21 protein-coding genes and 1 pseudogene are annotated in these 24,253 nt (G+C 37.8%); 10 read left to right on the forward strand and 12 right to left on the reverse strand.

The genetic code is table 11. The annotated features are described in order from the left end of the window. Positions 1–10: 10 nt before the first annotated feature. Positions 11–1,588: a sigma 54-interacting transcriptional regulator gene (locus AAHI02_RS01495; protein ID WP_346985120.1), complete on the reverse strand. Its 1,578-nt coding sequence runs from the start codon at positions 1,586–1,588 to the stop codon at positions 11–13. A 189-nt stretch (positions 1,589–1,777) separates the two neighbouring features. On the opposite strand from AAHI02_RS01495, the gene AAHI02_RS01500 reads away from it, so the two are divergent. Next, positions 1,778–2,128: a hypothetical protein gene (locus tag AAHI02_RS01500; protein ID WP_346985121.1), complete on the forward strand. Its 351-nt coding sequence runs from the start codon at positions 1,778–1,780 to the stop codon at positions 2,126–2,128. A gap of 68 nt (positions 2,129–2,196) precedes the next feature. Here the strand turns inward: AAHI02_RS01500 and AAHI02_RS01505 are convergent, their stop codons facing one another. From AAHI02_RS01505 to AAHI02_RS01550, 10 genes and pseudogenes are all read right to left on the reverse strand, one after another. Beyond that, complete coding sequence (locus tag AAHI02_RS01505; RefSeq protein WP_346985122.1) at positions 2,197–2,517, reverse strand: hypothetical protein; 321 nt, start codon at positions 2,515–2,517, stop codon at positions 2,197–2,199. After that, positions 2,501–3,628, reverse strand: a complete 1,128-nt coding sequence (locus tag AAHI02_RS01510) for an MFS transporter (RefSeq protein WP_346985123.1) — start codon at positions 3,626–3,628, stop codon at positions 2,501–2,503. The genes AAHI02_RS01505 and AAHI02_RS01510 overlap by 17 nt, the downstream gene beginning before the upstream one ends. A gap of 199 nt (positions 3,629–3,827) precedes the next feature. Then, complete coding sequence (locus AAHI02_RS01515) at positions 3,828–6,284, reverse strand: glycoside hydrolase family 3 N-terminal domain-containing protein (protein ID WP_346985124.1); 2,457 nt, start codon at positions 6,282–6,284, stop codon at positions 3,828–3,830. 236 nt (positions 6,285–6,520) lie between these two features. Continuing rightward, positions 6,521–7,399 carry an alpha/beta hydrolase gene (locus AAHI02_RS01520; RefSeq protein ID WP_346985125.1) on the reverse strand — a complete coding sequence of 293 codons (879 nt, stop codon included), beginning with the start codon at positions 7,397–7,399 and terminating at the stop codon, positions 6,521–6,523. 253 nt (positions 7,400–7,652) lie between these two features. After that, positions 7,653–8,825: an alpha/beta hydrolase-fold protein gene (locus AAHI02_RS01525; RefSeq protein ID WP_346985126.1), complete on the reverse strand. Its 1,173-nt coding sequence runs from the start codon at positions 8,823–8,825 to the stop codon at positions 7,653–7,655. A gap of 77 nt (positions 8,826–8,902) precedes the next feature. Further along, positions 8,903–9,040, reverse strand: a complete 138-nt coding sequence (locus tag AAHI02_RS01530; RefSeq protein WP_346985127.1) for a sulfatase/phosphatase domain-containing protein — start codon at positions 9,038–9,040, stop codon at positions 8,903–8,905. Positions 9,041–9,077: 37 nt separating this feature from the next. Further along, positions 9,078–10,574, reverse strand: a complete 1,497-nt coding sequence (locus AAHI02_RS01535; RefSeq protein ID WP_346985128.1) for a sulfatase — start codon at positions 10,572–10,574, stop codon at positions 9,078–9,080. Between the two features lie 18 nt (positions 10,575–10,592). Next, positions 10,593–11,669, reverse strand: coding sequence for a formylglycine-generating enzyme family protein (locus tag AAHI02_RS01540; protein ID WP_346985129.1), 1,077 nt, complete (start codon positions 11,667–11,669; stop codon positions 10,593–10,595). A 114-nt stretch (positions 11,670–11,783) separates the two neighbouring features. Further along, a pseudogene (locus tag AAHI02_RS01545) lies at positions 11,784–14,076 on the reverse strand (glycoside hydrolase family 3 N-terminal domain-containing protein). 10 nt (positions 14,077–14,086) lie between these two features. Further along, a complete protein-coding gene (locus AAHI02_RS01550) occupies positions 14,087–16,351 on the reverse strand; it encodes a TonB-dependent receptor (protein ID WP_346985130.1) in 2,265 nt (754 codons plus the stop codon). A 553-nt stretch (positions 16,352–16,904) separates the two neighbouring features. Between AAHI02_RS01550 and AAHI02_RS01555 the strand changes: the two genes are divergently transcribed. Genes AAHI02_RS01555 through AAHI02_RS01565 form a run of 3 tightly spaced genes read left to right on the forward strand, consistent with a single transcriptional unit; the run spans position 16,905 to position 18,124 of the window. Next, positions 16,905–17,654, forward strand: a complete 750-nt coding sequence (locus tag AAHI02_RS01555; RefSeq protein ID WP_346985131.1) for an NUDIX domain-containing protein — start codon at positions 16,905–16,907, stop codon at positions 17,652–17,654. Positions 17,655–17,658: 4 nt separating this feature from the next. Continuing rightward, complete coding sequence (locus AAHI02_RS01560) at positions 17,659–17,940, forward strand: NUDIX domain-containing protein (RefSeq protein ID WP_346985132.1); 282 nt, start codon at positions 17,659–17,661, stop codon at positions 17,938–17,940. Between the two features lie 10 nt (positions 17,941–17,950). Next, entirely contained in the window at positions 17,951–18,124 is a 174-nt protein-coding gene (locus tag AAHI02_RS01565; RefSeq protein ID WP_346985133.1) for a hypothetical protein, read from the forward strand. A gap of 6 nt (positions 18,125–18,130) precedes the next feature. Here AAHI02_RS01565 and AAHI02_RS01570 read toward each other — a convergent pair whose 3' ends face one another. Beyond that, positions 18,131–18,283, reverse strand: coding sequence for a hypothetical protein (locus AAHI02_RS01570; RefSeq protein WP_346985134.1), 153 nt, complete (start codon positions 18,281–18,283; stop codon positions 18,131–18,133). A 237-nt stretch (positions 18,284–18,520) separates the two neighbouring features. Here AAHI02_RS01570 and AAHI02_RS01575 point away from each other — a divergent pair, with 237 nt between their 5' ends. The 6 genes from AAHI02_RS01575 to AAHI02_RS01600 all read left to right on the forward strand — a co-directional run bounded on the left by AAHI02_RS01575 (position 18,521) and on the right by AAHI02_RS01600 (position 24,047). Next, on the forward strand, positions 18,521–21,412 hold the full coding sequence (locus tag AAHI02_RS01575) for an AsmA-like C-terminal region-containing protein (protein ID WP_346985135.1): 2,892 nt from the start codon (positions 18,521–18,523) through the stop codon (positions 21,410–21,412). A gap of 1 nt (position 21,413) precedes the next feature. Beyond that, on the forward strand, positions 21,414–22,025 hold the full coding sequence (locus AAHI02_RS01580; protein ID WP_346985136.1) for an alpha-ketoglutarate-dependent dioxygenase AlkB: 612 nt from the start codon (positions 21,414–21,416) through the stop codon (positions 22,023–22,025). 124 nt (positions 22,026–22,149) lie between these two features. Then, complete coding sequence (locus tag AAHI02_RS01585; RefSeq protein ID WP_346985137.1) at positions 22,150–22,368, forward strand: hypothetical protein; 219 nt, start codon at positions 22,150–22,152, stop codon at positions 22,366–22,368. Between the two features lie 341 nt (positions 22,369–22,709). Then, positions 22,710–22,940: a glutathione synthase gene (locus tag AAHI02_RS01590; RefSeq protein ID WP_346985138.1), complete on the forward strand. Its 231-nt coding sequence runs from the start codon at positions 22,710–22,712 to the stop codon at positions 22,938–22,940. Between the two features lie 107 nt (positions 22,941–23,047). Continuing rightward, positions 23,048–23,884, forward strand: coding sequence for an SDR family NAD(P)-dependent oxidoreductase (locus tag AAHI02_RS01595; RefSeq protein WP_346985139.1), 837 nt, complete (start codon positions 23,048–23,050; stop codon positions 23,882–23,884). Next, positions 23,856–24,047 (forward strand): hypothetical protein, encoded by a 192-nt coding sequence (locus tag AAHI02_RS01600; RefSeq protein ID WP_346985140.1) that lies wholly within the window; start codon positions 23,856–23,858, stop codon positions 24,045–24,047. The genes AAHI02_RS01595 and AAHI02_RS01600 overlap by 29 nt, the downstream gene beginning before the upstream one ends. Positions 24,048–24,253: the final 206 nt, after the last annotated feature.

Below are 24,253 nucleotides of genomic sequence, written 5' to 3' on the forward strand. Positions count from 1 at the left end.
TTAAAAAGATTTAATCTTTAGGTTTAAAATAATGTTGCTTATGGATGCCGAGTTTCTGCATCTTTGAGATCAGTGTGGTGGAAGGAAGTCCCAGCAAAACCGCTGCGCCCTGTTTACCTGAAATACGACCATTACACTTTTCGACAACCTTCAGGATGTATTCTTTTTCGATTTGCTGAAGAGTCTTAACCTGCCATTTCTCTGAAATTTCCTGCTGAAGATCAGGAATTTTTGGAAAGATCATTTCTTTGATGATGTTATCTTTTGCGGTAATAATGCTTCGCTGAACCATATTTTCAAGTTCGCGGATATTTCCTGGCCACGGATTGCAACACATTTCCTGTAACACGCTCTGTGAAAATCCGGTGATCTTTTTCCCGGTTTTCTTATCATGCTTTTCCAGGAAATAGATTGCCAGAAGCGGTATGTCTTCTTTTCGTTCTCTCAACGGGGGAAGCTCTATTGGGAATACATTCAGCCTGTAATACAGGTCACTTCTGAATCTCCCTTCTGCCACTTCTTTTTCCAGGGAACGGTTTGTAGCGGCAATGATTCTTACATCAACTTTAATCCTTTTATTTCCTCCGATTCTCTCCACTTCTTTTTCCTGCAGTACCCGAAGCAGCCTTCCCTGCAATTCCAAAGGAAGTTCTCCGATCTCATCAAGGAAAATCGTACTGTTGTTCGCCTGCTCGAATTTCCCTTTACGCTGTTCCGTAGCACCCGTAAAGCTACCTTTCTCATGTCCGAACAATTCCGATTCGATGAGGTTGGAAGGTATAGCTGCACAATTGATTCTTACCATTTTTTTATGTGAAGCCGGGGAAAGATCATGGATGGCCTGTGCGATCAGTTCTTTTCCCGTTCCCGTTTCTCCATAAATTAAAACTCCTGACTGTGAAGGGGCAACCATAGAGATCTGTTCATATATTTTTTGCATCACTGTACTTTCTCCGATAATTCCCTGAAAACCTTTCTGAAACTTTGTTTCTGTCTGTTCCTTTTCTTCGGCAGATACTTTTAGCGAACCTGCCATTTGTAAAATCTGAATAGTACGTATGCTAATCGCCAATTGTGTAGAAACTGCAGTGAGTATTCTTTCTTGAATATCTTCAGAAGTCAGAAAGTTTTTATAAAGAAGAAAAAGCACGCTTTCCTGTCCGTGAAATGAAGGCAGTGCGAGTCCTACAGCAATACGCATTCCTGTATTCTTTGAGGCAAGCACGGAAGAGATTTCCTGATTGCTTTTGTCAGTGAAATTTTTAAGATCAAACACGATAGGTTCTGCAGATCGCAGGCACTGACTGAGGATGTCATCTTTTGGATGGTAGAGAACATGATTCTGATATTTCCTGTCAGCGAAGCTACTGTGGAAAGTTTTAAATCCTTTCTCATCTTTTTCACAGTTTAGAATGATAATCTCATCATATTTCAGTACCTCTTTAAAATGATTTTTCAATGCAGCACCAAACTGATAATGATCCAGCGACTTCGACAGTGCCATATTCACAGCCGATATGCTCGACTGCTCTTTCTGTATTTCCTGAAGTCTTTTGGTAAGTAAGCGATTCTGATCAGATGTATCCATTTCCCTCGATTGAAAGTTTAAAGATAATGAAATTGCTTTTTATTTGTAATCTTAATGACAAAAGAGTATGTTAATAATATATGAGAAATTCTTGTGCTCGCGCCAGCATTGAGAAGTGTTAAAAAAAGGTTATTTTTTTATCAGCAATCAAATTTATTTGTTCTTTTGTAGAAAATACAAAATAGGAAAATGATAAAAAGTCTAAAAATTACCGGAGTATTTCTGCTCTTGCTTTGCTCACAACAAATCTTCTCTCAGCAAAAATCAGATGATGATGTTTTGAAATTCAAAAGTGACAACATCAATAGAAATTTAAAAGATAAAACAACCGTTTTTACAGGAAATGTTTCTTTATCATCAAAGTCCATCAGCTTTGAAAATGCAGAAAAGGTAAGTGTTAATGAGACAACGAACGAAGTGAAAATTTACAAGCCAAAGAATTTTAAGATTATTCATGTTGACAGTTTAATGAAAACAGGAGAAAAGTCGGATGAGGATGTCATTGTTTATAATACCAAAACAAAGACCCTTTCAATGTAACTTTTTATTGAATATAAAAACAAAAACCTGCCCAACGGCAGGTTTTTCCCCTTATATAAAAATAATATTTAATGTCCTGATTTTGCATCAGCATCTTGCTTTACATGCCCTAAATATTTAGTACAGTAAGCTCCGAAAATCAGAATCACGACATAGCAGAATACCGGAATGATAAACGAATGCTGCACTCCGAAAACATCAGCAAGGTATCCCTGGAAGATAGGAACGATGGCTCCTCCCAAAATAGCCATTACAACTAACGAAGAACCCTGACTGGTATATTTACCCAATCCTGAAATAGCCAGTGTATAGATATTTGAGAACATAATAGAATTGAAAATTCCGATTCCTAAAATACTGTACATCGCCATCTCACCATGATTTAACATAGCGGAAATTAACAGAACGACATTCACTGCCGCAAAGATGGATAGCGTTCTTGCCGGAGCTGCTTTTCCGATAAAAAATGCAATAAAATTTAATGCAATAAATACAAGGAAGAAGCTGATCTGTGCAAAAGTAAGATCTACAATACTGAAGATCACCAAAAACACAGCCGCTGCTGCTCCCAGCATATACAATGCTTTTTTTACCCTGACTGAGAGAATGGTTCAATGAAATAGCGCCTAAGAAACGCCCGATCATCGCCCCGCCCCAGTACAGGGAAAGATAGTTTTTACTCACCACTTCAGATAAATTCATCACTTGTGGCTGCTCAAGGAAACTGATGATAAAGCTTCCCACGGCTACTTCTCCGCCCACATAGCAGAACATGGCTACCACTCCAAAGATGAGATGATTATGTTTCAGGGCTCCAAAACCCTTGACAATTTCTTCACCTTTTACCTGAAAATCAGGAAGCTTTACTCTTGAAATTAATAAAGCTACCAGTAAAAGAATTCCTGCAAAGATCAGATAAGGAATCTTGGTGGCTGCTGCAGAGAAAGAACCGTCCGGTAAAGAAAACAATTCGAAAATCAGATGTCCGCCCAACACCGGTGCGATCGTTGTTCCGAAAGCATTAAAAGCCTGGGTCATATTGAGTCTGCTGGACGCCGAATCTTCCGGCCCAAGCAAGGAAACATAGGCATTCGCAGTGATCTGCAGGACTGTAAATCCTAATCCTAGAATGAACAGTGCTCCTAAAAATAATCCATACGACGCAAAGCTCGCCGCAGGATAAAAGAGAACGCAGCCTAATGCCGCCAGAAAGATTCCGAAAAGGATTCCTTTTTTATAGCCTACTTTATCAATTGGGTCGCCCTGTGTGGTTGATATTAAAAAATAGATCAGCGAACCGATAAAATAAGCCCCGAAGAAACAGAACTGTACCAGCATCGATTCGAAGAACGACAGGCTGAAGAGCTGTTTCAGATAAGGAATCAGGATATCATTCATGCAGGTGATAAATCCCCACATGAAAAATAGAAGGGTGATGGTTATCAGAGGAACCGTATAGTTCCTGCCGGTAGTCTTTACATCATTGATCATAACATTCATTTATTTAAAAAAAGTGGTTAAAGATACCTATTTTACCGATAAAATCTTAATTTGAGATAATAAACTTATCATGAAAAACCATTTATTCTGATATAAAACATTAAGAAGCTGAGCAATTAAATTTAGAACAAGTTTATGGGGGTATAAAGCATTGAATTAAATAAGATTTAAAAACTGCAGCCTCTCTAATGTTATATTTTTACGGTTTAATATCTTCAAATTGTGTATCAGCAGCAAACACATGCTGAACTTTCTCTACCGTAATTTCTTTAGGAACCGAAAAATCAACGGTTTGTCTGATATCCAGAGAAGAGGCTCCTACAGAAATTTTATAATTTCCTGCTTCGGCAATCCATGCACTTTTTGACGAAACATATGATGCCAGATCTTTCGGCTCTAAGGTCAATGTAATAGTCTGAGACTCTCCCGGCTTTAAATCTTTAGTTTTGGCATAGGCTTTCAACTCAGATTTTGGCTTGTCGATAGATTGATTCGGTGCTGAAAGATATAATTCTACCACTTCTTTTCCATGTACTTTTCCGGTGTTTTTAACCTCAAGGCTTACTTCCAGTTTGTTGTTAAACGTTTTTGAACTTGTTTTAATATTGGAATAAGTAAAATCGGTGTACGATTTTCCGTAACCGAATTCATACGAAGGTTTTACCCCAAAAGTATTAAAATAACGGTATCCGACATAAATACCTTCCTGATAGGTCACGTCTTTCGGATTGTCTGCAGGTACTCCCGGGAAATTCTTTGCTGAAGCATGATCTGTATAATTTACCGGGAAAGTCATCGTCAGTTTTCCTGAAGGATTTACTTTTCCTGAAACCACATCTGCCACAGAATGCCCACCTTCCTGTCCGGGTTGCCATGCCAGCAAAATAGCATCTGCCTTATCCTTCCATGAAGCGGTTTCGATAACGCCACCAATATTTAAAATAACAACTACCTTTTTCCCTTTAGCATGGAATGCATTTGAGATCTTGTCCAGCATTTCTATTTCTTCTGCCGCCAGATTGAAATCATTATCAACAACTCTGTCGCCACCCTCCCCGGAATTTCTTCCCAGTGTTACGAAAGCGATTTCCGAAGTTTCGGCTTTTTTAGCGATAAAAGCATCATCCATTTTCATTTCAGGAAGTCTTTCAGGTAACGCCAGAATTCCTCTTGCTTTTCTTCTTTCTTTTTCGGCGGCAACTTCTTTTTCAGCATGAGGTTTATATAAGTCGACTAATTCTTTGTCTAATTGGTAACCGGCAGCATTTAAACCTTCCAACAAAGAAACGGTGTGCTTGTTATTCACACTTCCGCTTCCTGTTCCTCCGGTAATCCACGCATAAGAAGTCACTCCGAATAACGAAACTTCTTTTTGCTTATCGGCAAAAGGCAGCGCATTATTTTCATTTTTAAGTAGGACCATTCCTTCTGTCGCAGCATTTCTTGTTACTTCGGCGTGGTCATTCAAATTTGGCTTGTCGCTGTATTTGTACTGTGCGAAAGTTGGTGTTTTAAAAATGTATTCTAAAATTCTTTTTACATTTAAATCAGCCACTTGCTGTGACAGCTTTCCTGAATTAAGAGCTTCCAGCAATACCTTTTTCTGCGCAGGAATTCCCGGCATCAGGAGGTCATTTCCGGCATTCATCTGTTTTACAACATCAGAAATTCCACCGGTTCTTATCGATTCAAATCCTGGGAAACCTCCGAACCAGTCGGTCATCACGATTCCTTTGAAGCCCCATTCATTTCTCAAAACCTGAGTCAGTAAATCTTTTGAGTCTGATGTATAAACACCATTCACTTTGTTATAAGATGACATTACTGTCCAGGGTTGGGATTCTTTAATGGCAATTTCAAAATTTCTCAGATACAATTCTCTCATTGCCCTTTCGGAAACGTGAGCATTAATCGTCAAACGATTCGTCTCTTCATTATTGGCTGCAAAATGTTTAATAGAAGTTCCCACACCCTGAGATTGAATTCCATTAACGATTGCTGCGGCAGTTTTTCCTGAAATTAAAGGATCTTCGCTATAATACTCAAAGTTTCTTCCGTTAAGAGGATTTCTGTGGATATTAAGGGCGGGAGCAAGCAATACATCAACGCCGTATTCCTTTACTTCATTTCCCATTGCTTTTCCTACCTGCTCCAGAAGTGTTTTGTTCCATGTCGAAGCCAAAGCAGTTCCCACTGGGAAGGCAGTAGCATAATATGTTTTGGAATCATTTGCTCTGTTCGGTGCAATTCTAAGCCCTGCAGGGCCGTCTGCTACTACCGTTGCCGGAATTCCGAATCTTGTCAATTCCGCAGTTCCTCCCGCAGCACCGGGAACAAGTCCTTGCTTAGAATCTCCTACAGGACCAGTAAGAACTTCTATACCGGGCATTCCGGTTCCTATCAGCAGGTCCACCTTTTCTGCATTGGTCATCTGTTTGATGATGGCATCAATCCTTTTATCGGCTGAAAGTCTTGTATCTTCCCAGGCATCAAGTTTGCCGTTTCCGTTGAGGTCTTTAAATGTTTTTCCGTTAACCGTTACCGTTGTATTATTCTGTGCCTTAACAACTGGTGAAGCTGCTAATAATGCCAGAAATAACCCTGCATATTTTGCTTTCTGAGAAAGTGCTGTTAATGTTGATATATTCTTCTTCATAATATTTCTTTGTTTGATATTTAATTTCTTTTTAACCACAAATCGAATATTCGACGAAGTCAAAAAGGCATAAATTTTTTTTGACACATGAGTCACATTAGATTTAATTTAAATAGCTTGAAAATGTAAGAACACATAAGATGAAAATCAAAGATTTTCAAAGTGCTTTTGATGAACTTTAAAAGTTTTGCATTCAGCTTTATAGGCAAAACTTTTGTGGTTTAAATTTTAAGGGTTTATAAAAATTTGTGGAATTTCAGCCAATCCAGATAGATCTCCGACCATTTATCGACAGGCAAATTCTGTTTTGCCATTCCGAATCCGTGACCACCTTTTTCGTAGATATGCAGTTCTGCCGGTTGCCCCGCCTGCAGCCATTTACTGTAAAGCAAAACTGATTTTGGAGCGAGCTTCAGCTGATCATCGCTGGCAGCACAAATAAACAGCGGTAGAGTAGTGCTCGGTATTTCTGTATTTAAAATTTCTTCACTTGGCCCTCCGTAAATGGAAGCGGCAAAGTTTGGTAATGTGGAAGCATCTTTGCTGTGAAGTACACTTTCCAAAATGACACTCGCTCCGGCAGAAAATCCAATGACACCTAGTTTTTCTGTATTGATATTTAATTCTTTTGCATGCGTCCTGATGTAAGAAATCGCAGTTTTGATGTCTTCACCGGCCATTACTTTGATCGGTGCTGTTTTTGCATCGAAAGCTTTTCTGTCTTTGATGTTTTCCATCATTTCGCGAGCAGGATCTCCGGTTTTGGTTTCCAGCAAACGATATTTTAAAACAACAGCCGTTATCCCTTTTTCCTGAAGGATTTTTGCTAAATCTCTTCCTTCTTTATTAATAGAAAGACTTTGAAAACCACCACCGGGAGCGATTACGATCACTGTTCCGTTGGCTTTTGCCTTTGGCGCTTCAAATATTTCTATTGCGGGAGCAGCAACGTTATACACTAAATGGGTTTTGAATAAATCGGAATCCATTTCTTTTTCAGAATACGTCCAGTTTTCTGAACCGGGCGCTTTTCCTTGGTATAATGGAATTGATTTTTGAGCATTAATGGTATTTAATCCGAATAGGAAGATGCTCGCTATGATTAATTTTTTCATTTTTAAATTATTTTGATTGTAAAAATTTTAACGCAAAGAGCGCAAAGTTTTTTTGATTATTAAACTGTTTTAAAGTTCGCAAAGGCGTTGGCACTCAGCTAAGGGCCAAATTAAATAACAGTTACTTTTGTTATTGATTTTAACAGCGAATCTCACGCAGCCCGACCTGAGTGGAGCTCTTTTTGCCGAAGCAAAGCAGAGGCAAAAAAAGCGGGAACGGAGGGCGGATTAAGCTGCCCCAATAAATATATTCTTACTTGAATAATTGAGGCACAAACTCGTTCAGATATGTTCTCCAGTTGCTCCAGGTGTGACCGCCTTCGGATTCTACATATTGATATTTGAAATTCATTTTGTCGAGTTTCTGGCGATAATCCGATACATTTTTGTACAGGAAATCTGTTTTTCCAATCGCAATCCAGTAGAGTTTGTAAGAATTGGTCTGCTGCGTTTTCAGCTTTGAGTCTAAATTCTGGTAAACCGGGCTTTTCTTTTCATCCGGCGGAAGAATAGCGGGAGAAAAAAGTCCGACATAATCGAACGTTTTCGGTTGATTCGCAGAAATGTACAGCGAATGAAAACCTCCCATTGAAAGTCCTGCAATCGCACGGTTTTTGGCATCGGCTTTTGTGCGGTAATTTGCTTCGGTAAAATCTATAATTTCCTTGAAATAAGTTTCCATATCACCACTGAAAATATCCGGCGTTCTCATATCGATTTTATAAAAACCTTTCGAAGATTCTCCGGGTGCAGCGGAATTGCTGGTATGACCATTCGGCATTATGACAATCATCGGTTTGGCTTTTCCATGAGCAATCAAATTATCAAGAATCTGTGACGCTCTTCCCAATGTCATCCAGGCTTCTTCGTCGCCACCCATTCCGTGCAGCAGGTATAAAACAGGATATTTTTCTTTGGAATTTTCGTAACCTGGTGGTGTGTAGACTGTTAATCTTCTGTCTTCTTTCAGTCCATTTGATTTGTACCATCTTTTGGAAACGGTGCCGTGAGGAACGTTCTGAACTTTGTAATTTTCCGACTGTTTTCCATCAACCAAAACCATACTCATCACCGAGGCAACATCCCGAACCTGATAAGAATTATTGGGATCATTAGCTTTTACGCCATCTACAACGAATAAATAGGTGTATAAATCCGGTGTGAAATCATTTTTAGTGAACGACCAAACGCCGTCTTTGTCTTTCTGCAAATCGACAGAACCAGGCTCCATTCCTTTTGAAGGAAACCAGTTTCCCTGCAGTTTTACGCTGTTCGCATCGGGAGCGAGCAAACGAAAGGTCACATTCTGACCATTGATTTCCGGGGAGACTAAATTTTTCTTTCCGCTGAAATCAAGGCTTTCCTGAGCAAACATCATAATTGATGAAGTCAAAAGTAAGGTTAAAACTATTTTTTTATGAATCATTTTTAATTTTTTTTAATGTGGTTTAAAAATAAATACCAGTCAGAAAACCAATATTCTGACTGATAATTTTTCAATTATTAAAATTCATCTTTAGGAACATTCAAATCCTTTCTATACTTGTCTAATCTCGCCTGTAATTCCTCAGTTACTTTTTCGTAACCAGGTTTTCCGTAGAGATTATTCATTTCGTTCGGGTCATTTTTCAGGTCGTACAATTCATTGTAATTAATATCCTCTGCATCTGTGATGTAATCAACTTTTTTTAAGCAATTCCAAAACTCTGTATTCTCTGTAACCCGGAGTTAACTGAAATTTTGTTTTTGCTGCCTTCAAACCACCATCTCCGTAGAAATGAATCAATTTGTAACGGTCTGTTCTCACACCATCGTGCTTTCTCACCAAATGGAAAGCTGGATAATCGTAATAATGATAGTATAAACTGTTTCGCCAGTCTTTCGGTTCTTTGCCTGAAAATAGTGGTTCTAAAGTATTTCCGGGCATTTCAGAAGATTTTTCTGCACCTGCCATCGAAATAAATGTCGGCGCAAAGTCAATATTCTGAACTAAAGCCTGAGATTTTGTTCCTGCTTTAATTCCTTTCGGATAGCGCATCAACAAAGGTGTTCTGAAAGATTCTTCATACATAAATCTTTTGTCGAAATAATTATGCTCGCCCATATAAAATCCCTGATCAGACGTGTAGACAACGATTGTATTTTCTTTCAGTTCCGGGTTTTTATCGAGGTAATCTAAAATCTCGCCTACAGAATCATCCACAGATTTTACGACTCTTTCGTAGTCTCTCATATAATTCTGATACTTCCACAAAACCAGTTCTTTACCCGTCAGTTTTGCTTTCAGAAATCTTTCATTTCTAGGCTTATAAAATTTATCCCAAACGACTCTTTCTTCTGGTGTTAACCGGTCTAATTCTCCGGAAAGTGCTACAAATGAAAATTTGTCATAAGGTGTTTTTGCCTCTGCATTCAACTCTCCAACTTTCAAATCCTGCACAAGTTCGAGGTCTTTTGAAATGGTCATTTTCTGCTCTTTCGCGGCAACCCCTTTTCCTTTGTAATCGTCCCAAAAGTTTGATGGAAGCGGAAATTCCGTGTTTTCATAAAGATTTAAATACTGCAATTCCGGCATCCAGTTTCTGTGCGGTGCTTTGTGATGAACCATCAGTAAAAATGGTTTGTTTTTATCACGCTTATCTAAAAACTCGAGAGAGTGCTGTGTAATCAGTTTTGTTGCATAACCTTTTTCCTGAACATATTTGTCGTTGGTCATTTTACTTTTGAAAGTCGGGTTATAATATTTTCCCTGGTCATCTAAAATATTATAGTAATCAAAACCTTTTGGACTGGTCGACATATGCCATTTTCCAACTATAGCCGTTTGATATCCAACATCGTGAAGTGATTCTGAAAAGAAAACTTTTGTGGAATCAATACCTTCTGCCAACTGTTTTTGTCCGTTCTGATGGCTGTAAAGACCAGTCATCAGAGCAGCACGACTTGGAGTACACAAAGAATTTTCAACAAAAGCTTTTTCGAAGAGAATTCCTTCTTTTGCCAGTCTGTCTATATTGGGAGTTGGAGCCAGTTTTGAAACTTTGCTTCCGTATGCGCTGATTGTTTGATAAGAATGATCATCTGTCATGATATAGATGATATTGGGTTTTTTCTGAGCGTAAGAAATCTGGAACGCCACAGCTAATGTTAAGAGTAATAGTTTTCTTTTATACATTGTTATTCTTTCTATAAATTAATATGAGTTCTCATTTTCACTATATTCGGCAACACATCGGAAGCCTGTATTTTCAAGACTTGTATCGGGTGAAGATGCCATTCTGGATGATACTCTGTATCCAGAGCAATACATTTCATTACACATAAAAGAACCTCCTTTTACTACTTTCACGGCAGTATTGGGCATTCGCGGATCGTAGCTTTTGGCAGATCCTTGAGGATTCTCCGACACGATGTTTACCAAGCTCTGATAGTAGTTCTGGTCATAATTATCAGCACACCACTCCCAAACATTTCCTGCCATATCATAAAGTCCGTAAGCATTTGGAGCAAATGATTTTACTGGTGCTAATCTTTTAAAGCCATCGGTTTCCGTATTTAAATAAGGAAATTTTCCATCCCAGGTATTTGCTTTCGGTAAACCCTGATAAGGTTCTTCATTTCCCCACGGATATATCTGATTTTCTAATCCGCCTCTTGCCGCATATTCCCATTCAGCTTCTGTCGGCAGTCTTTTACCCGCCCATTTTGCATAAGCATTAGCGTCTTCCCAAGTGATATGTACTACCGGGAAGTTTTCTTTACCTTCTAGGTTACTCCCTGGCCCTTCAGGATGTTTCCAGTTGGCTTCCTTTTTCCATTCCCACCAAAGTCCTGGATTATTGAGAGGTACAGGGCTTGATGATTGTTTAAAAACAAGAGATGAAGCCGTCAGGAGACTGTCTGCCGGTTTTGGAGTTCCTTTGGGAAGTTGTTTTTTCAGTTCATTCCAGTTCGGTACCCTCTCTGCAGTTGTAATGTAACCTGTTTTTTCTACAAATTTTAAAAACTGCTCATTAGTCACCTCAGTTTCATCAATATAGAAGCTATTAACCTTTACTTTGTGCTGTGGATATTCATCTTTTCTGCCTTGGTTATCAGATGCACCCATCAAAAATGTACCTCCTTTAATCAAAATCATCCCATCCAGCGACCTATTTTCAGAAATAGAATAATTCTGTAAAGTTGTTGTTTGAAAACGTTTTTCGAGGGGGTGACAAGAAAGTCCCTGCGCATTTCCTTTACTAAAAAAAGCAGTTAATAAAACTATCATTAAAGGCACTTTTTTCATCCTTTTTGTTTTTCTTTAATATTAAAAAATTGCTGCCGATCCAAATCAAAAAATAAAATTCTGAGCCTATGTAAAACAGACTCAGATTCTAATCAATTACTTTTTATATTTCTCAGTTCTGGCATCTTTGATCACGCCGGACCAGTTCATTCCGTATCCGAAATCGTAGTTGTGACCTTCAGAATCTTTATGCGTTTCCATATCATAAGGCACGTCTTCTTTTTGCTTTTCCACTGTCGCCATATTTGCAGGCATCTGAAGAGGAAGCAACCCTGAAGGCTCGTATTTCCCTGTAATGATATCTAAAACAGCCTGATTCGAGACATTGAAATTCATCAAAATTGCATCAGCGTGCTTTTCAAATTCATTAAAAACCATCGGTTTTGAAGCGGTTACAGAAATAATGACTGGTTTTCCGTTCATTGCTTTGTAGGTGTTCTGAATGGTCAATAAATCTGTAAAGTTGGTTGCTGTGGATGTTTTATTTTTAAACGTTCTGTCGTGAACATTCGGTGCCACAACCGGGTCGCCGGCTGCAATACTTTTTTCACGAGCTTCTGTCGCTGTATAAGTCTGATACTGAAGAGAAATCGGGACGTAACCATTTCCGCCTTCTTTGGCATCGATGTCGCTGTAACCGCCTTCTTCACTATGCGGACTTTTCACAAAAACCAATGCGAAATCGGCTTTTGCAGGGTCTTCAGTAACGTTGAAATGCTTTTTTTACTTTCTCAATATCAATAGGATAATCTAAAGACGGAGCGGTATAAATTCCCCACCAGTTGAACGTTGCCGGAGAATATCTCTTCGGAATATAAACCGTTTTTCTTTCTTTAATCGGAAGAATGTTGGCTTTGTTTTTCAGCATCACGATGGATTTTACCTGCGCTTCGTAACCTGCTTTCATAAATTCGGGATTACCGACGATTTTCTTGGTTTCCTCTACGTTGACATAAGGATTTTCAAACAATCCTGTTCTGAAGAAATTTCTCAGCAAACGAACGGCCGACTGCTCAAATTTTGCACGATACGCTTTTTCACCGTGCTCTTTTACACCCATCTGATACGCTTCCAGAACGGGTTCTTTATCATTATTTCCTCCGAATTGGTCAACACCGGCTTCTAATACTTTGTAATGACGTTCTGCGATGGATAATTTTTCTGCGCCCCACGGTTTTCCGGCAAATCCGCCGGGAGTTTTTGGTTCGTCTGCGGTGATTAACCAGTCGGTGCAGACTACGCCGTCATATTTGTATTTTCCGCGAAGTAAATCTGTAATTAAATATTTGCTGAATCCGTTTCCGACATTTTCGCCATTTTTTGTATCCTGATTAAAGCTAATCGTGTAATAAGGCATTACCGCTGCAGCTTCTTTGGTTCCGCCATTAAGTTTAAAAGCACCTTCTGTAAAGGGTTTTACGTGGTTTTGAAAATTATTTCCCGGGTAAACGGCAAATTTTCCCATAGCCCAGTGACCGTCGCGGCCGCCTTCTTCAGGTCCACCTCCCGGCCAGTGTTTTACCATGGCATTCACACTTTTGTTTCCCCAGCCGTTTTTACTTCCTGTAGTTGTCTGGAATCCGTCGATATAACCTCTCGCCATATCTGCGGTCAGTTCAGGGCTTTCTGAGAAAACGTAGGCAATTCTGTACCAGCGCGGTTCTGTTCCCAAGTCGATTTGTGGAGATAAAGCTGTAGAAATACCCAACGCTTTGTATTCCTGAGCGGCTATGTTTCCGAACTTTTTAACCAACTCAGGGTCAAAAGTTGCACCCATTGCCAAACCGTCCGGCCAAAGTGAAATCTGTCCGCCTGCACCTTCATTAAATTCTGCTGTAACCGTTGCCGAATGTCTCGGATCTGTACTGTTGTTGGCAGGAATTCCTAATCCTAAACCTTCAATATACGCCTGAATATTATTGCTCCATTTCGCGGCCACTTCGGGAGATTCTACTGTTGTTACCAAAACGTGGCGCAGATTATCCTCTTTTAAAAATTTCTTCTGCTGATCGGTAAGATCCCATGCGTTGGCTCCGCTTTCTTTATACAATTTTCCATTATATTTTCCTGCTCTGAAACCGTCTGCCGGAGCAGGAACCGATTGATGACCGCTATATAGCATTAATCCTGCGATCTGTTCGATGGTCATTTTTGAAGCCAGATCTTTTGCTCTTTCATCAACAGGTAGTCTCCAATCTTCGTATTTATCTAGTTTTCCGTTTCTGTTTAAATCTTTGAATTTATTTCCGCCAACCGTAAGGATTTTTACCCCTGAATCTGCGGAATATCCTAGAACCGGACCTTTGGAATTGGTAACTGTCTGAATATTCTGTGAAAATGCTGTTATTCCTAAAAATAATGCAGCCACATTTAAAACCGTTCTTTTCATTGTTTTACATTTAGAAATTAAAGCTTACTGAGAATTGTCCTGTCAGTGGCATAATGTACGTTCCCGTCAACAATTTTCCGTAATACGGACTTGCATCGGTAATCAATTCGGCACCGTTAATGGTTCCGCTGGCTCCTCTTTGATTAAGGAAGTTGATCACTGTCGCGCCAACATTGATATTTTTGTTAACCGTATAGCTTACCCCGCCGAAAGTTTCCCATCTTGGTGCAAAGTATAATGCATTCGTAAGGTTCGCATATTGTTTTGAGAAATATCTGAAACTCGCCCAGAATCTCCATTTGTCAATGGTATAGCTTGGGTCGATTTCCATCAATACTTTAGCAACGCCTAACACATTGTTGTCACTGTAATTGTAGTCTTTTCCGAAAGCATTGAAATTAAATTTTTTATACACCGGATTCTGGAATGTAACTAAGTAATGTAAATTGAATCCTTTGAATGGTTTTAAAACAAAATCCGTCGTCCATCCTAAAGTCTGAATATCGTAATACACTGTTGTCGTCTGAGCCTGTGAGCTATTCGCTGGGTTTACAAGGTTGTATCTGTTAAGGTTGTTGTTCTTTTTAAGATAAGTAGCCTGAGAAATCAACTGAATCCAGTTGGTATTCCAGAAAACTCCGAATGCTCCCAACGGGCTTTTAATTTTATTGGTATTCGGTTCGAAAGCCTGAGAGTAACTTTCCAGTCTTCTGTTTTCTTCTGTGTATAAGAAGTTGGCTAAAACTCCGAAGTTTTTGGTAATGTTGTACGTCGCATTAAGGCTTCCTGCAATCTGGAAAAAACTTTGACTGATATGATCGAACTGAGCAGGATCTGTAAAGTTAAAACCAATCGTTCTTGGCGTCAAAGAATATTCTCCGTCAAGGATGTGGTTTCTCAAATGTAAGCCATAGCTTAAGTTAAAGTTGTCAGTAACTTTCCATTCATCTGTTCCATAGACTGAAAGTTTGTTTTCCGTTCCGCTGTGATATTCTCCACCTGCGTTGTAATTGTAGAATCCGTCAGCATCGGTATTGGGACCAATCAGTCTCTGAGGTTGTGGTTCAACAGTCTGGAAGAAAAAAGTACGGTCGGATGTGAATTTGTCAACGTGATAATATTGTTCTAATACTCCGAATGTCACATTATGATTTCCGAGCTGTTTATTTAAAGAAAAACGACCTGCAACACTGGTAATCGGGGTTTCCGGTGTGTACATCCCTAAAATAGTTCCTACCTGTCCGGAATAAGGCTGACCAGTGGAAGCCAAAGTATATCCTGCTGAAGAATCAGCGTTAAAAATGCTTAAAGGAATCATATTAGACATTTTCACTTTAGAAAAATGCGCTCTTGTTGAGAATTTAAAATTCCAGCCGTTGTCTAAAAGATAATTACCGAAAATATCGATATTATGTGATTTTGACCTGTTATCATTTCCACTCATTGACCTCCAAGAGTATTCTCCGGTAAGAATATCTTTGACTTTCATCAGTCCGTCTCTCACCACGTAAGAATCTCTACCGATTTTAAAATTGTCGAGCTCAGTTACTTTACCTTCTGCACCGTATTCGAAAACAGCATAATTGGTGATGCTATAAGAATCTGCATATTTGTATAAAACCGAGATTTTTCCCTTATCATTATTGAAATATTTGGTAATGCCTGCCCTGAAGATCTTTGTTTCATCAGCATTTCTTGCAAAGCCTAATTTGTAGGTACTCGGGTCAAAGTTTGCAAAAGCACCTACGGTATAAGTCCAGCCGTTTTTAGAAATCGGCCCGGAAGCGTTTACGTCACCTTGCAGCCAACCAAAAGTACTCGTCGTAAATTTTCCTTTCAATTTGAAATCCTTTGTTCCGGTTTGAGAGTAAGAATTCACTGCAAAACCAAGGTCGCCCATTGTATTGGCCAATTGGTCCATTTTCAGAAGTCCTGTTTTCTCAAGACCTACACTCTGTCTCCATGTTTTGTTTGGAAGTTCAGGCCAAAAGAAATAAACTGCCGGAAGGTCGTTTTCAAGAATAGTAATTCCTCCAACTGTTGATGGCAAACCGATATTCACGTCTCTCGGGCTTGTATTATTTGCTGCGTTCAACATTACATTTCTGTTGTTGTCTTCTTTGGAAGAAGTGGTAACGATTTTTACGCCTTCTTCATTTTTAACCACTGCTTTTACTGCTGTTTTCACTGAAGCACTGTCGGTTTCCTGTCCAAAAACGGTTGTGAAGGAAAGTACCAATGCCAATGCTGAAATCTTAAGAGTTGATTTTCTCATTGCTTAGTTTTCTAAATTCTATATAGTTGTTATCGTACATGTTTAAAGGCATAGTTCATCCTGCATCCAAAAAAATGTATGGATGAAACTTTATTTCAGCACCGGGATTGTTTTTACAGCCGGTATTCCTCAGCATCAGGTTTCTCGAAATGGGGTCAGCAGCGTTTGCTTTTTACTGATCTGCTTTCGATTCAGTGTAAAAGACGGTTGTCTTTTCGATTCATTTCTTTAAATCCAAGAAAGTGTAATCGTCGAAGCAATTTCGTTCAGATTAGTGTTTAAATTCATTGCTTCTGTATGAAGCAATACAATACTACATTCTTTTGTTCAATTATCCAAAAAAATGTTAATAAAATTTAATAATGATATTTAATCATTTGTTAATCAGTATTTTGATAATTTGTTTTTAAATTTTTTTTTAATGTTTCTCATTGAAACAATGGTTGTAATTAACCAAATTGTTCCCCAAAAAGTATGACAATACGACCCTTTTTAAGTTTTTTCAAAATTTTTACTAGATTTGCTCAAATAAAATTTTCCCTAATTTTTCCAAATGGATTCTAAACAAAAGATTTTAGACAAGTCGAATGAACATAAAGAGTTTTTCTTACCTCATCTCTCTGCAGATCCTGTGATTTTCGGATTTGATCAGAATGAGCTGAAGGTTCTGCTTCTTAAAATGAATTACCGCAAACAATGGCTTTTACCTGGCGGATACATCCGCAAAGATGAAGATCTGGATGAAGCTGTGGTAAGAATTTTAAAAGAAAGGGCAGGGATTACCGATGTTTATCTTGAAGAATTCGGTGTTTTTGGAAAAAAGAACAGGAGCGAATTTTATTTCGAAGATTTTGATGAAACGCTCTTTCACAAGCAGAGATTCGTCACCATAGGATATTACGCGCTTTATAATCCGGACCGGTTTAAGCTTATAGCCGATGAATACAGTGAAACTTGTGAATGGATCTACCTGAGTGAGCTTCCGGAGATCGAACTTGCTATGGATCACCGTCATATTATTGAAAAAGCTTTGCTGACGTTGAGGGAAAAAATTTCGCATAAGCCGATAGGATACAATTTATTACCTGAAAAATTTACACTTTCTGAGCTTCAGAAACTGTATGAAGTGATTCTTGGAAAAGAACTTAACAGAGGGAATTTCTACCGGAAGATCAAAAATCTCGGGATTCTGAAAAAGCTGGATGAAAGACGAAAAGGAGGCGCGCATAAAGCTCCGGATTTATATTCTTTTGATGAAGAAAATTATGCAAAAGCGCTGGAAAACGGATTAAGTAGCTGGTAATTTTATGAAGATAAGTGCCGGAATTCTATTGTTTAAAAGAGAAGAAGGAAATTTTTTTTACTTTCTTGTACATCCCGGAGGTCCTTTCTGGAAAAATAAAGACCTGGGAGCATGGTCTATCCCAAAAGGAGAAGTTTCTGAAGGTGAAAATTTGCTGGAACGTGCCAAGACTGAATTCGAAGAAGAAACAGGTAAAACTATTGACGGAGATTTTATAGAATTAGAGTCGATTACTCAAAAGGGTGGTAAAAAAAGTCTTTGCCTGGGCTTTGGACGCAGATATTGAAACTTCTGACATGAAAAGCAATGTAATAACGATAGACTGGCCGCCAAAATCCAGAAGAAAGATTGAAATTCCCGAAGTAGATCGTTGGGAATGGTTTTCTTCCGACGAGGCAAAAAAAAGAATAAATCCCGCGCAGGCAGGACTTATTTTTCAACTTGAAGAAATGCTTTCGTTCAAAAAATAATTTTTATTAATCGTTTGTTTCTTTTTTAAAGCTTACCACTTCATAATTCCCGTCGGAACAATATTTTTGGCAGCTTTCATCATTAAATGTTTCCGGAGATTTCAGAAAATCTTCAATAAATTTGGCACTTTCATCCGTGTTGGAAGGGGTGATGATCACATGAAAAAGATTTAATACAGATTCATCAGCATTTTTCAGTGATTCTTTTTTTATGTTCTTTAGCTTCTTTGAAATTCATACTACTATTTTTAAGTTTTTTGGCTAATGAATAAATTATGCCATCTCAGCTATTTTTATGTAATAATTAAACCTTTATGGTATTTCTGTAAAATAATTTCAATTTCTATGGCGTGATTTTAGATAAGTGTAATTTATTATACTCAAAATTACATGCTGATGGAAAGGTTTAAAAGAATAATTTTAAAGGTTCTAAAATGGTTGGGGATTTCGATAGCATCCATTCTTTTTTTAATGTTTATCATACCCATTCTGTTTCCGGGAACGATCTCGGAGCAAGTAAAAATATTTGCCAATCAGCATCTTGCAGGAAAGCTGGATTATAGGAAAACGCATCTTACATTTTTCAGGCATTTCCCATCGCTTACGGTTTCTGTGGATGATTTTTTACTGAAAGGTTCAAAACCTTTTCAGAACGATACTTTATTGGCGGCAAGGGAAGTAGCTGTAGGAATCAATCTTAAAAATCTCATATTTGACAGAGAAGTAAAAATCGATGAAATTTATGTTACTGATGCGTACGGAAATGTGTTTGTCAACAGTAAAGGAGAAGCCAACTACAATGTTTATGTTTCTAAATCTTCTCAAAAACCAAAAGATACAACAGCTTCAGGTACTTCTATTAAACTTGATCTTATCAAACTTAAAAACTGGAATATTAAATACAGAGATCATTCTGCAAAAGTGCTGGTGGATGCCAAAGGTCTTAATTATACCGGAAGAGGCGGCCTGAGCGAAGATATTTTCGATCTAGAAACCAATCTGGATATTGACAAAATTGATTTTAGTCTCAACAGGATTTATTATGCCAAACAGAAAACCGTGCATGCGGACCTGATCACAAGGATCAATACCAATGCACTGACTTTTGTTTTAAGGAAAAATGAATTAAGAATCAACGATCTGCCGCTGAAATTTACAGGTTTTTTAAGCATTCTGAAAGATGGATATAATCTGGATATCAGAGCTGCTTCCGAAAAAACGACTATTCGTGATATGATCTCCGTGCTTCCGCCACAGTACCTCGATTGGGCAAAAGACACTAAAATTGAAGGTAATAGTGATCTTTTCTTCAATCTGAAAGGACGGTTTAGTGAACAGCAGAATCTTAAACCAAGACTTAAAGCAAGATTACTGGTAGAAGACGGTTTTGTTTCCAATGGAAAAGCACCGGTTCCGATGAACAATCTCAACATGGATCTTAATATAGATCTGCCATCTCTCGATACGGAACAGCTTGCCATTAATCTTAAAAACTTAGGTTTTGATCTCGGCCGAAACAACAGCTTTAAAGCCGTAGTTAAAACAAAAGGATTAAATGAAATGCAGGTAAATGCTGATATAAAAGGTACTGTTGATCTGCAAATCCTTGACCAGGCGCTTGGACTGAAAGATATCGATGTCCGAGGTTTAATGAATACTAATATTAAATCGAATGGAATTTTCAGTCTTGATAAAAAATTATTCCCGAAAACAAATGGTTACCTGAATCTTAAAAACGGCTGGCTTAAAACAAAATATTACCCGAATCCTATTCAGAATATCAATATTGTAGCGAATATCGTTAATACAGATGGAACTTTTAAAAGTCTTGGCGTAAAACTAAATCCTTTCAGGTTTGATTTTGAAGGTAATCCTGTGTTCGTAAATGCAGACCTTCAGAATTTTGAGGATGTTCTGTATAAAGTTCGGGCAAAAGGCGTTCTGAATGTCGGTAGGATTTACCGTGTTTTTGCCAGAAAAGGTTTTGATGTCAGCGGACTGATCATGGCAGATTTATCTTTAAATGGAAGACAAAGTTATGCAACAACAGGCCAGTATAGCAAGCTGGATAATAAAGGAACTTTAATTTTAAAAAATATAAAGGCGACCACAGAATTTTTACCCAAATCATTCTTTATTAAGGAAGGAAATTTCCGTTTTGAAAATGAAAAAATGTGGTTTACTAAATTTCTTGCTACCTACGGAAAATCTGATTTTGCATTAAATGGCTATCTTTTAAATACAATTAATTATTTTATTGAAAGAAAAGGAACGCTCCACGGAAAATTTAATTTGAATTCCAATTATATTCTTATTGATGAATTCATGGCTTTAAAAAATGGAGATAATTCAAAAAAATCCATTGACGTTGAATATGCCAAAGTAGAAAATCCAAAAAGCAGTGGAGTAGTGATCATCCCAAAAAATCTGGATGTTTCTCTCCAAACCAATGTCAAGAAAGTAGAGTTTAAAGGATTAGGCTTAAACCATCTTAAAGGCCAGGCTTCTGTGGGTAAAGGTGAGGTTTATCTTAAAAATACGTCGTTTGACATTATCGGAAGTAAAATGAATATTGATGCACGATATCAGAACGAATCTCCGCTTACAGCTAACTATGATATTGCGCTCAAGGTGCTGGATTTTGATGTTCAGCGGGCTTACAAAGAAATTGATATGGTGAGGGAAATGGCTACTGCAGCCAAAAATGTCAAAGGAATTGTTTCCATTGATTATAAATTAAAAGGAGACTTTGATAAAAATATGAAGCCTATTTATCCATCGCTTGAAGGTGGTGGTATTGTTAATCTTCGTGATGTTGAAGTTAAAAATTTAAAAATGCTTTCTGCAGTGGGAGATAATATCGGTGCTAAAGCATTCAATAATCCCGATATGAAAGGGGTTAATATTGAAACCCATATTAAGAATAATCTTATTCATGTGGACAAATTTACCTTCAGGGTTTCCATTTTAAGGCCAAGCATCAGCGGAACAACAAGTTTCAATGGATTGCTCGATCTCAGGGTCAGAATTGGAATTCTTCCCGGCGGTCTCATCGGATTTCCTATTGTCGTAACCGGAACACACGAAAAGCCGAAGATTAAAATTTTCAGTAAGAATGGTCAGGGCATTCTGGATGCAGCTTACAACAGGAAGCTTAATAAAGTAATCCGTGAAGAGCGAAGAGCCGAAAAGAAAACAAAAAGGCAGCAGCGTAAAGAAAAAGAAGCGCAGGAACAACGGGCGAAAAATGCTGAAAAGCAGATTACTAAAGATTTAAAAGAAAAATAAAATGAGCCAGTTAAGTTTATTTGGTTCAGATGAATATTATGAATTTCCGGAAGAACTTCTGGAGTATACAGATCATTTTTTAACAGGAAAAGAAGCAACGGAGCTTCAGGAAAATCTGATGCTTACAACACCATGGAAGCAGAATACACAGAAAATGTACGACAAAACGGTACTGACTCCGCGTTTAACGGCCTGGTATGGCGACAGCAACAAAATGTATCATCTTGGAAATAATGATTTTACTGTTAATGAATGGTCACCGGAATTATTTACTTTAAAAGAAAAGATTGAAACATGCTCGGGTTATATATTCAATTCTGTCCTGCTCAATTTGTATCGCGACGGAAATGATTCGGTGGCGTGGCATCGGGATAAGGAAAGTGAACTGGGAAACCGTCCTGTAATTGCTTCTGTAAGTTTAGGACACGTAAGAAATTTCGACTTTAGAAAAGTTGATGATCACCAGAAGAAATACAGCCTGGCTTTAAATCATGGTTCATTATTAATCATGAAAGGTGATCTACAGATGCATTGGGAACATCGGATTGCAAAATCATCCCGGATGATGAAGCCGAGAATCAATCTTACATTTAGATTAATCCGTGAAATTTAAGCAAGATATTATATAAATAGAAATAATTATTTATTAATACCATAAAATAGTAAAAATAATATGTCTTAATATAATTTGGCAAAGAAATTGTCTATTGATAACCAAAGTATTAAAAACATCAGCTATGAATATTTCTTATTACGATTTTAAAAATATGCCTAATCAGGATCAATTCAGTTTAGTGATGAATGAAGGACGGATCATGAATGAAAGAACGGTTAATACGCTGAGATATGTTCTCTATGAAATTTCACATTTTACGGTTGAAATGATTTATAATATTCAGAAAGATAAAATCGAAGGAATTAATGTATTTCAAAATAAAGGAGCATATTCAATTTAATTAATACAAATAGATCTAATACAGAGCAGCCTTCGGTTGCTCTTTTTTTTATTGTTTCTTTTAAATTTTGTACGATTGATATGTTTGGATGAGTGATAAAAGCATTCATTTTATGATATTAATAACAAAATGATTCATAAAAACAAAAAATCCTCAGAAAACTGAGGATAAAAACTAATAACCATGAAAACTCAAATTAAACATGAGTAATAATTAGTATTAAAATATTATGCCATTGATTTCCTGGTAGAATATTTTTAATAGTAATTAAGATATTTTAAGAAAAAATAACAATTCAGATTCTTGGCACGGTTTATTCTGTACTAACTAAAATAGAAATCATGGCACACAGAAATTTTAGAAAAGAGGATTTTGTAAAAGATGAATCCTCGAAACAATATCAGATTGAATTCCGCAAAGGGAATGTCGGTACAGGCTCTGATCTTATTGTTGAAAGAGAAAACGAAGACGCCGAATATGAAACACTTCAGGCTGAAATCCGAAGACACGACGACAGTATTTTTATAAGTTGGAGCGAACCATTTAACGGAAGAGTAATTTTTGATGAATAAAAATAAGAATCCTGAATAATCTTCGGGGTTTTTTATTTAGTCGTATAAATTCGCTTATGGCATAATAATAGGTTCTTTTTAGGTAATTAACCAAAACAAATCACAAAATGAAATCCAATAATGAAATCCAACAAAGCCTGAAAGGAAAAACAGTCGTCATCACCGGAGGAAGCAGTGGAGTAGGCAGAGCTGCAGCAGAAGCTTTCGCACTGGAAGGCTGCAATATTGTTGTAGCGGCAAGAGGAAAAGAAGCGCTGGACGAAACTGTCACTTTGTGCAGAGATCTGGGAGTTGCCGCACTGGCGGTCCCTACGGACGTTTCGGTGGCCTCTGATGTGCAGAACCTCGCCAATAAGGCATTACAATTCAACGGAAGAATAGATATATGGATCAACAATGCGGGAGTGATGGCCAGCGGGAAATTTGAAGAGATCCCGATGGATGTAAATGAGCAGGTTATTAAAACCAATCTTTTCGGATATATGCATGGTGCCTATACGGTATTGCCAATTTTTAAAAGACAAAATGAAGGCATACTCATTAATAATATTTCAATCGGAGGTTTTATGCCTGCGCCTTACAGCGCTGTGTATTCTTCTACAAAGTTCGGAATCCGTGGGATGATGGAGTGTCTGCATGGCGAAATTTCGGATTTTGCCAATGTGCATATCTGCAATCTTTATCCTCAAATTCAACGTTCTACCGGGAATATGCATTCCGCAAAGTTTTCAGGTCTTGATTTCAAAATTCCGCCATTTGCTGCAGATCCCAGAGATACAGCCGCAAAATTTGTCGAACTGGCAAAAAATCCTAAAAAAAGAACTTTTCCCCGACCTTACTTCAAGAATTCTGACAGGTTTATATGGATTATTCCCAAAACCGATTATCAATACTGCTTCTGCTGGCATGAGACTCATGATGAAACTGAAAAATGCACCTTCTGATTCAGGAAATGTTTTAGAGCCGTCTTCCGAACCCCACAGAATTTACGGTGAAACAATTTTGCCGGTGCCTTCCAAAAAAACAAGATTAGCAATGATGGCCGGGCTTGGTCTCGGGCTTGCCTTTATGTTTCTTAAAATCAAATCTTCAGCAAGTAAAGAGTAAAACTTTAAAGTTTATAACAAATAAAAATTAATTCGGATAGACATTAGATTTATCCGGATTTTTTTATCAAAAATCCTGAATAATTTAATGTTGAAAATAATCTGTTAAATTAACCTGTTATTGTATGCATAATTAATATTAAACTGGTATTTTTGCACCAGTGAATGATTGATGGGAATTTAGGCATAACAATTATTTTAATCAAT

It is taken from the genome of Chryseobacterium sp. POE27, from assembly GCF_039727685.1.
Lineage (GTDB): Bacteria > Bacteroidota > Bacteroidia > Flavobacteriales > Weeksellaceae > Chryseobacterium.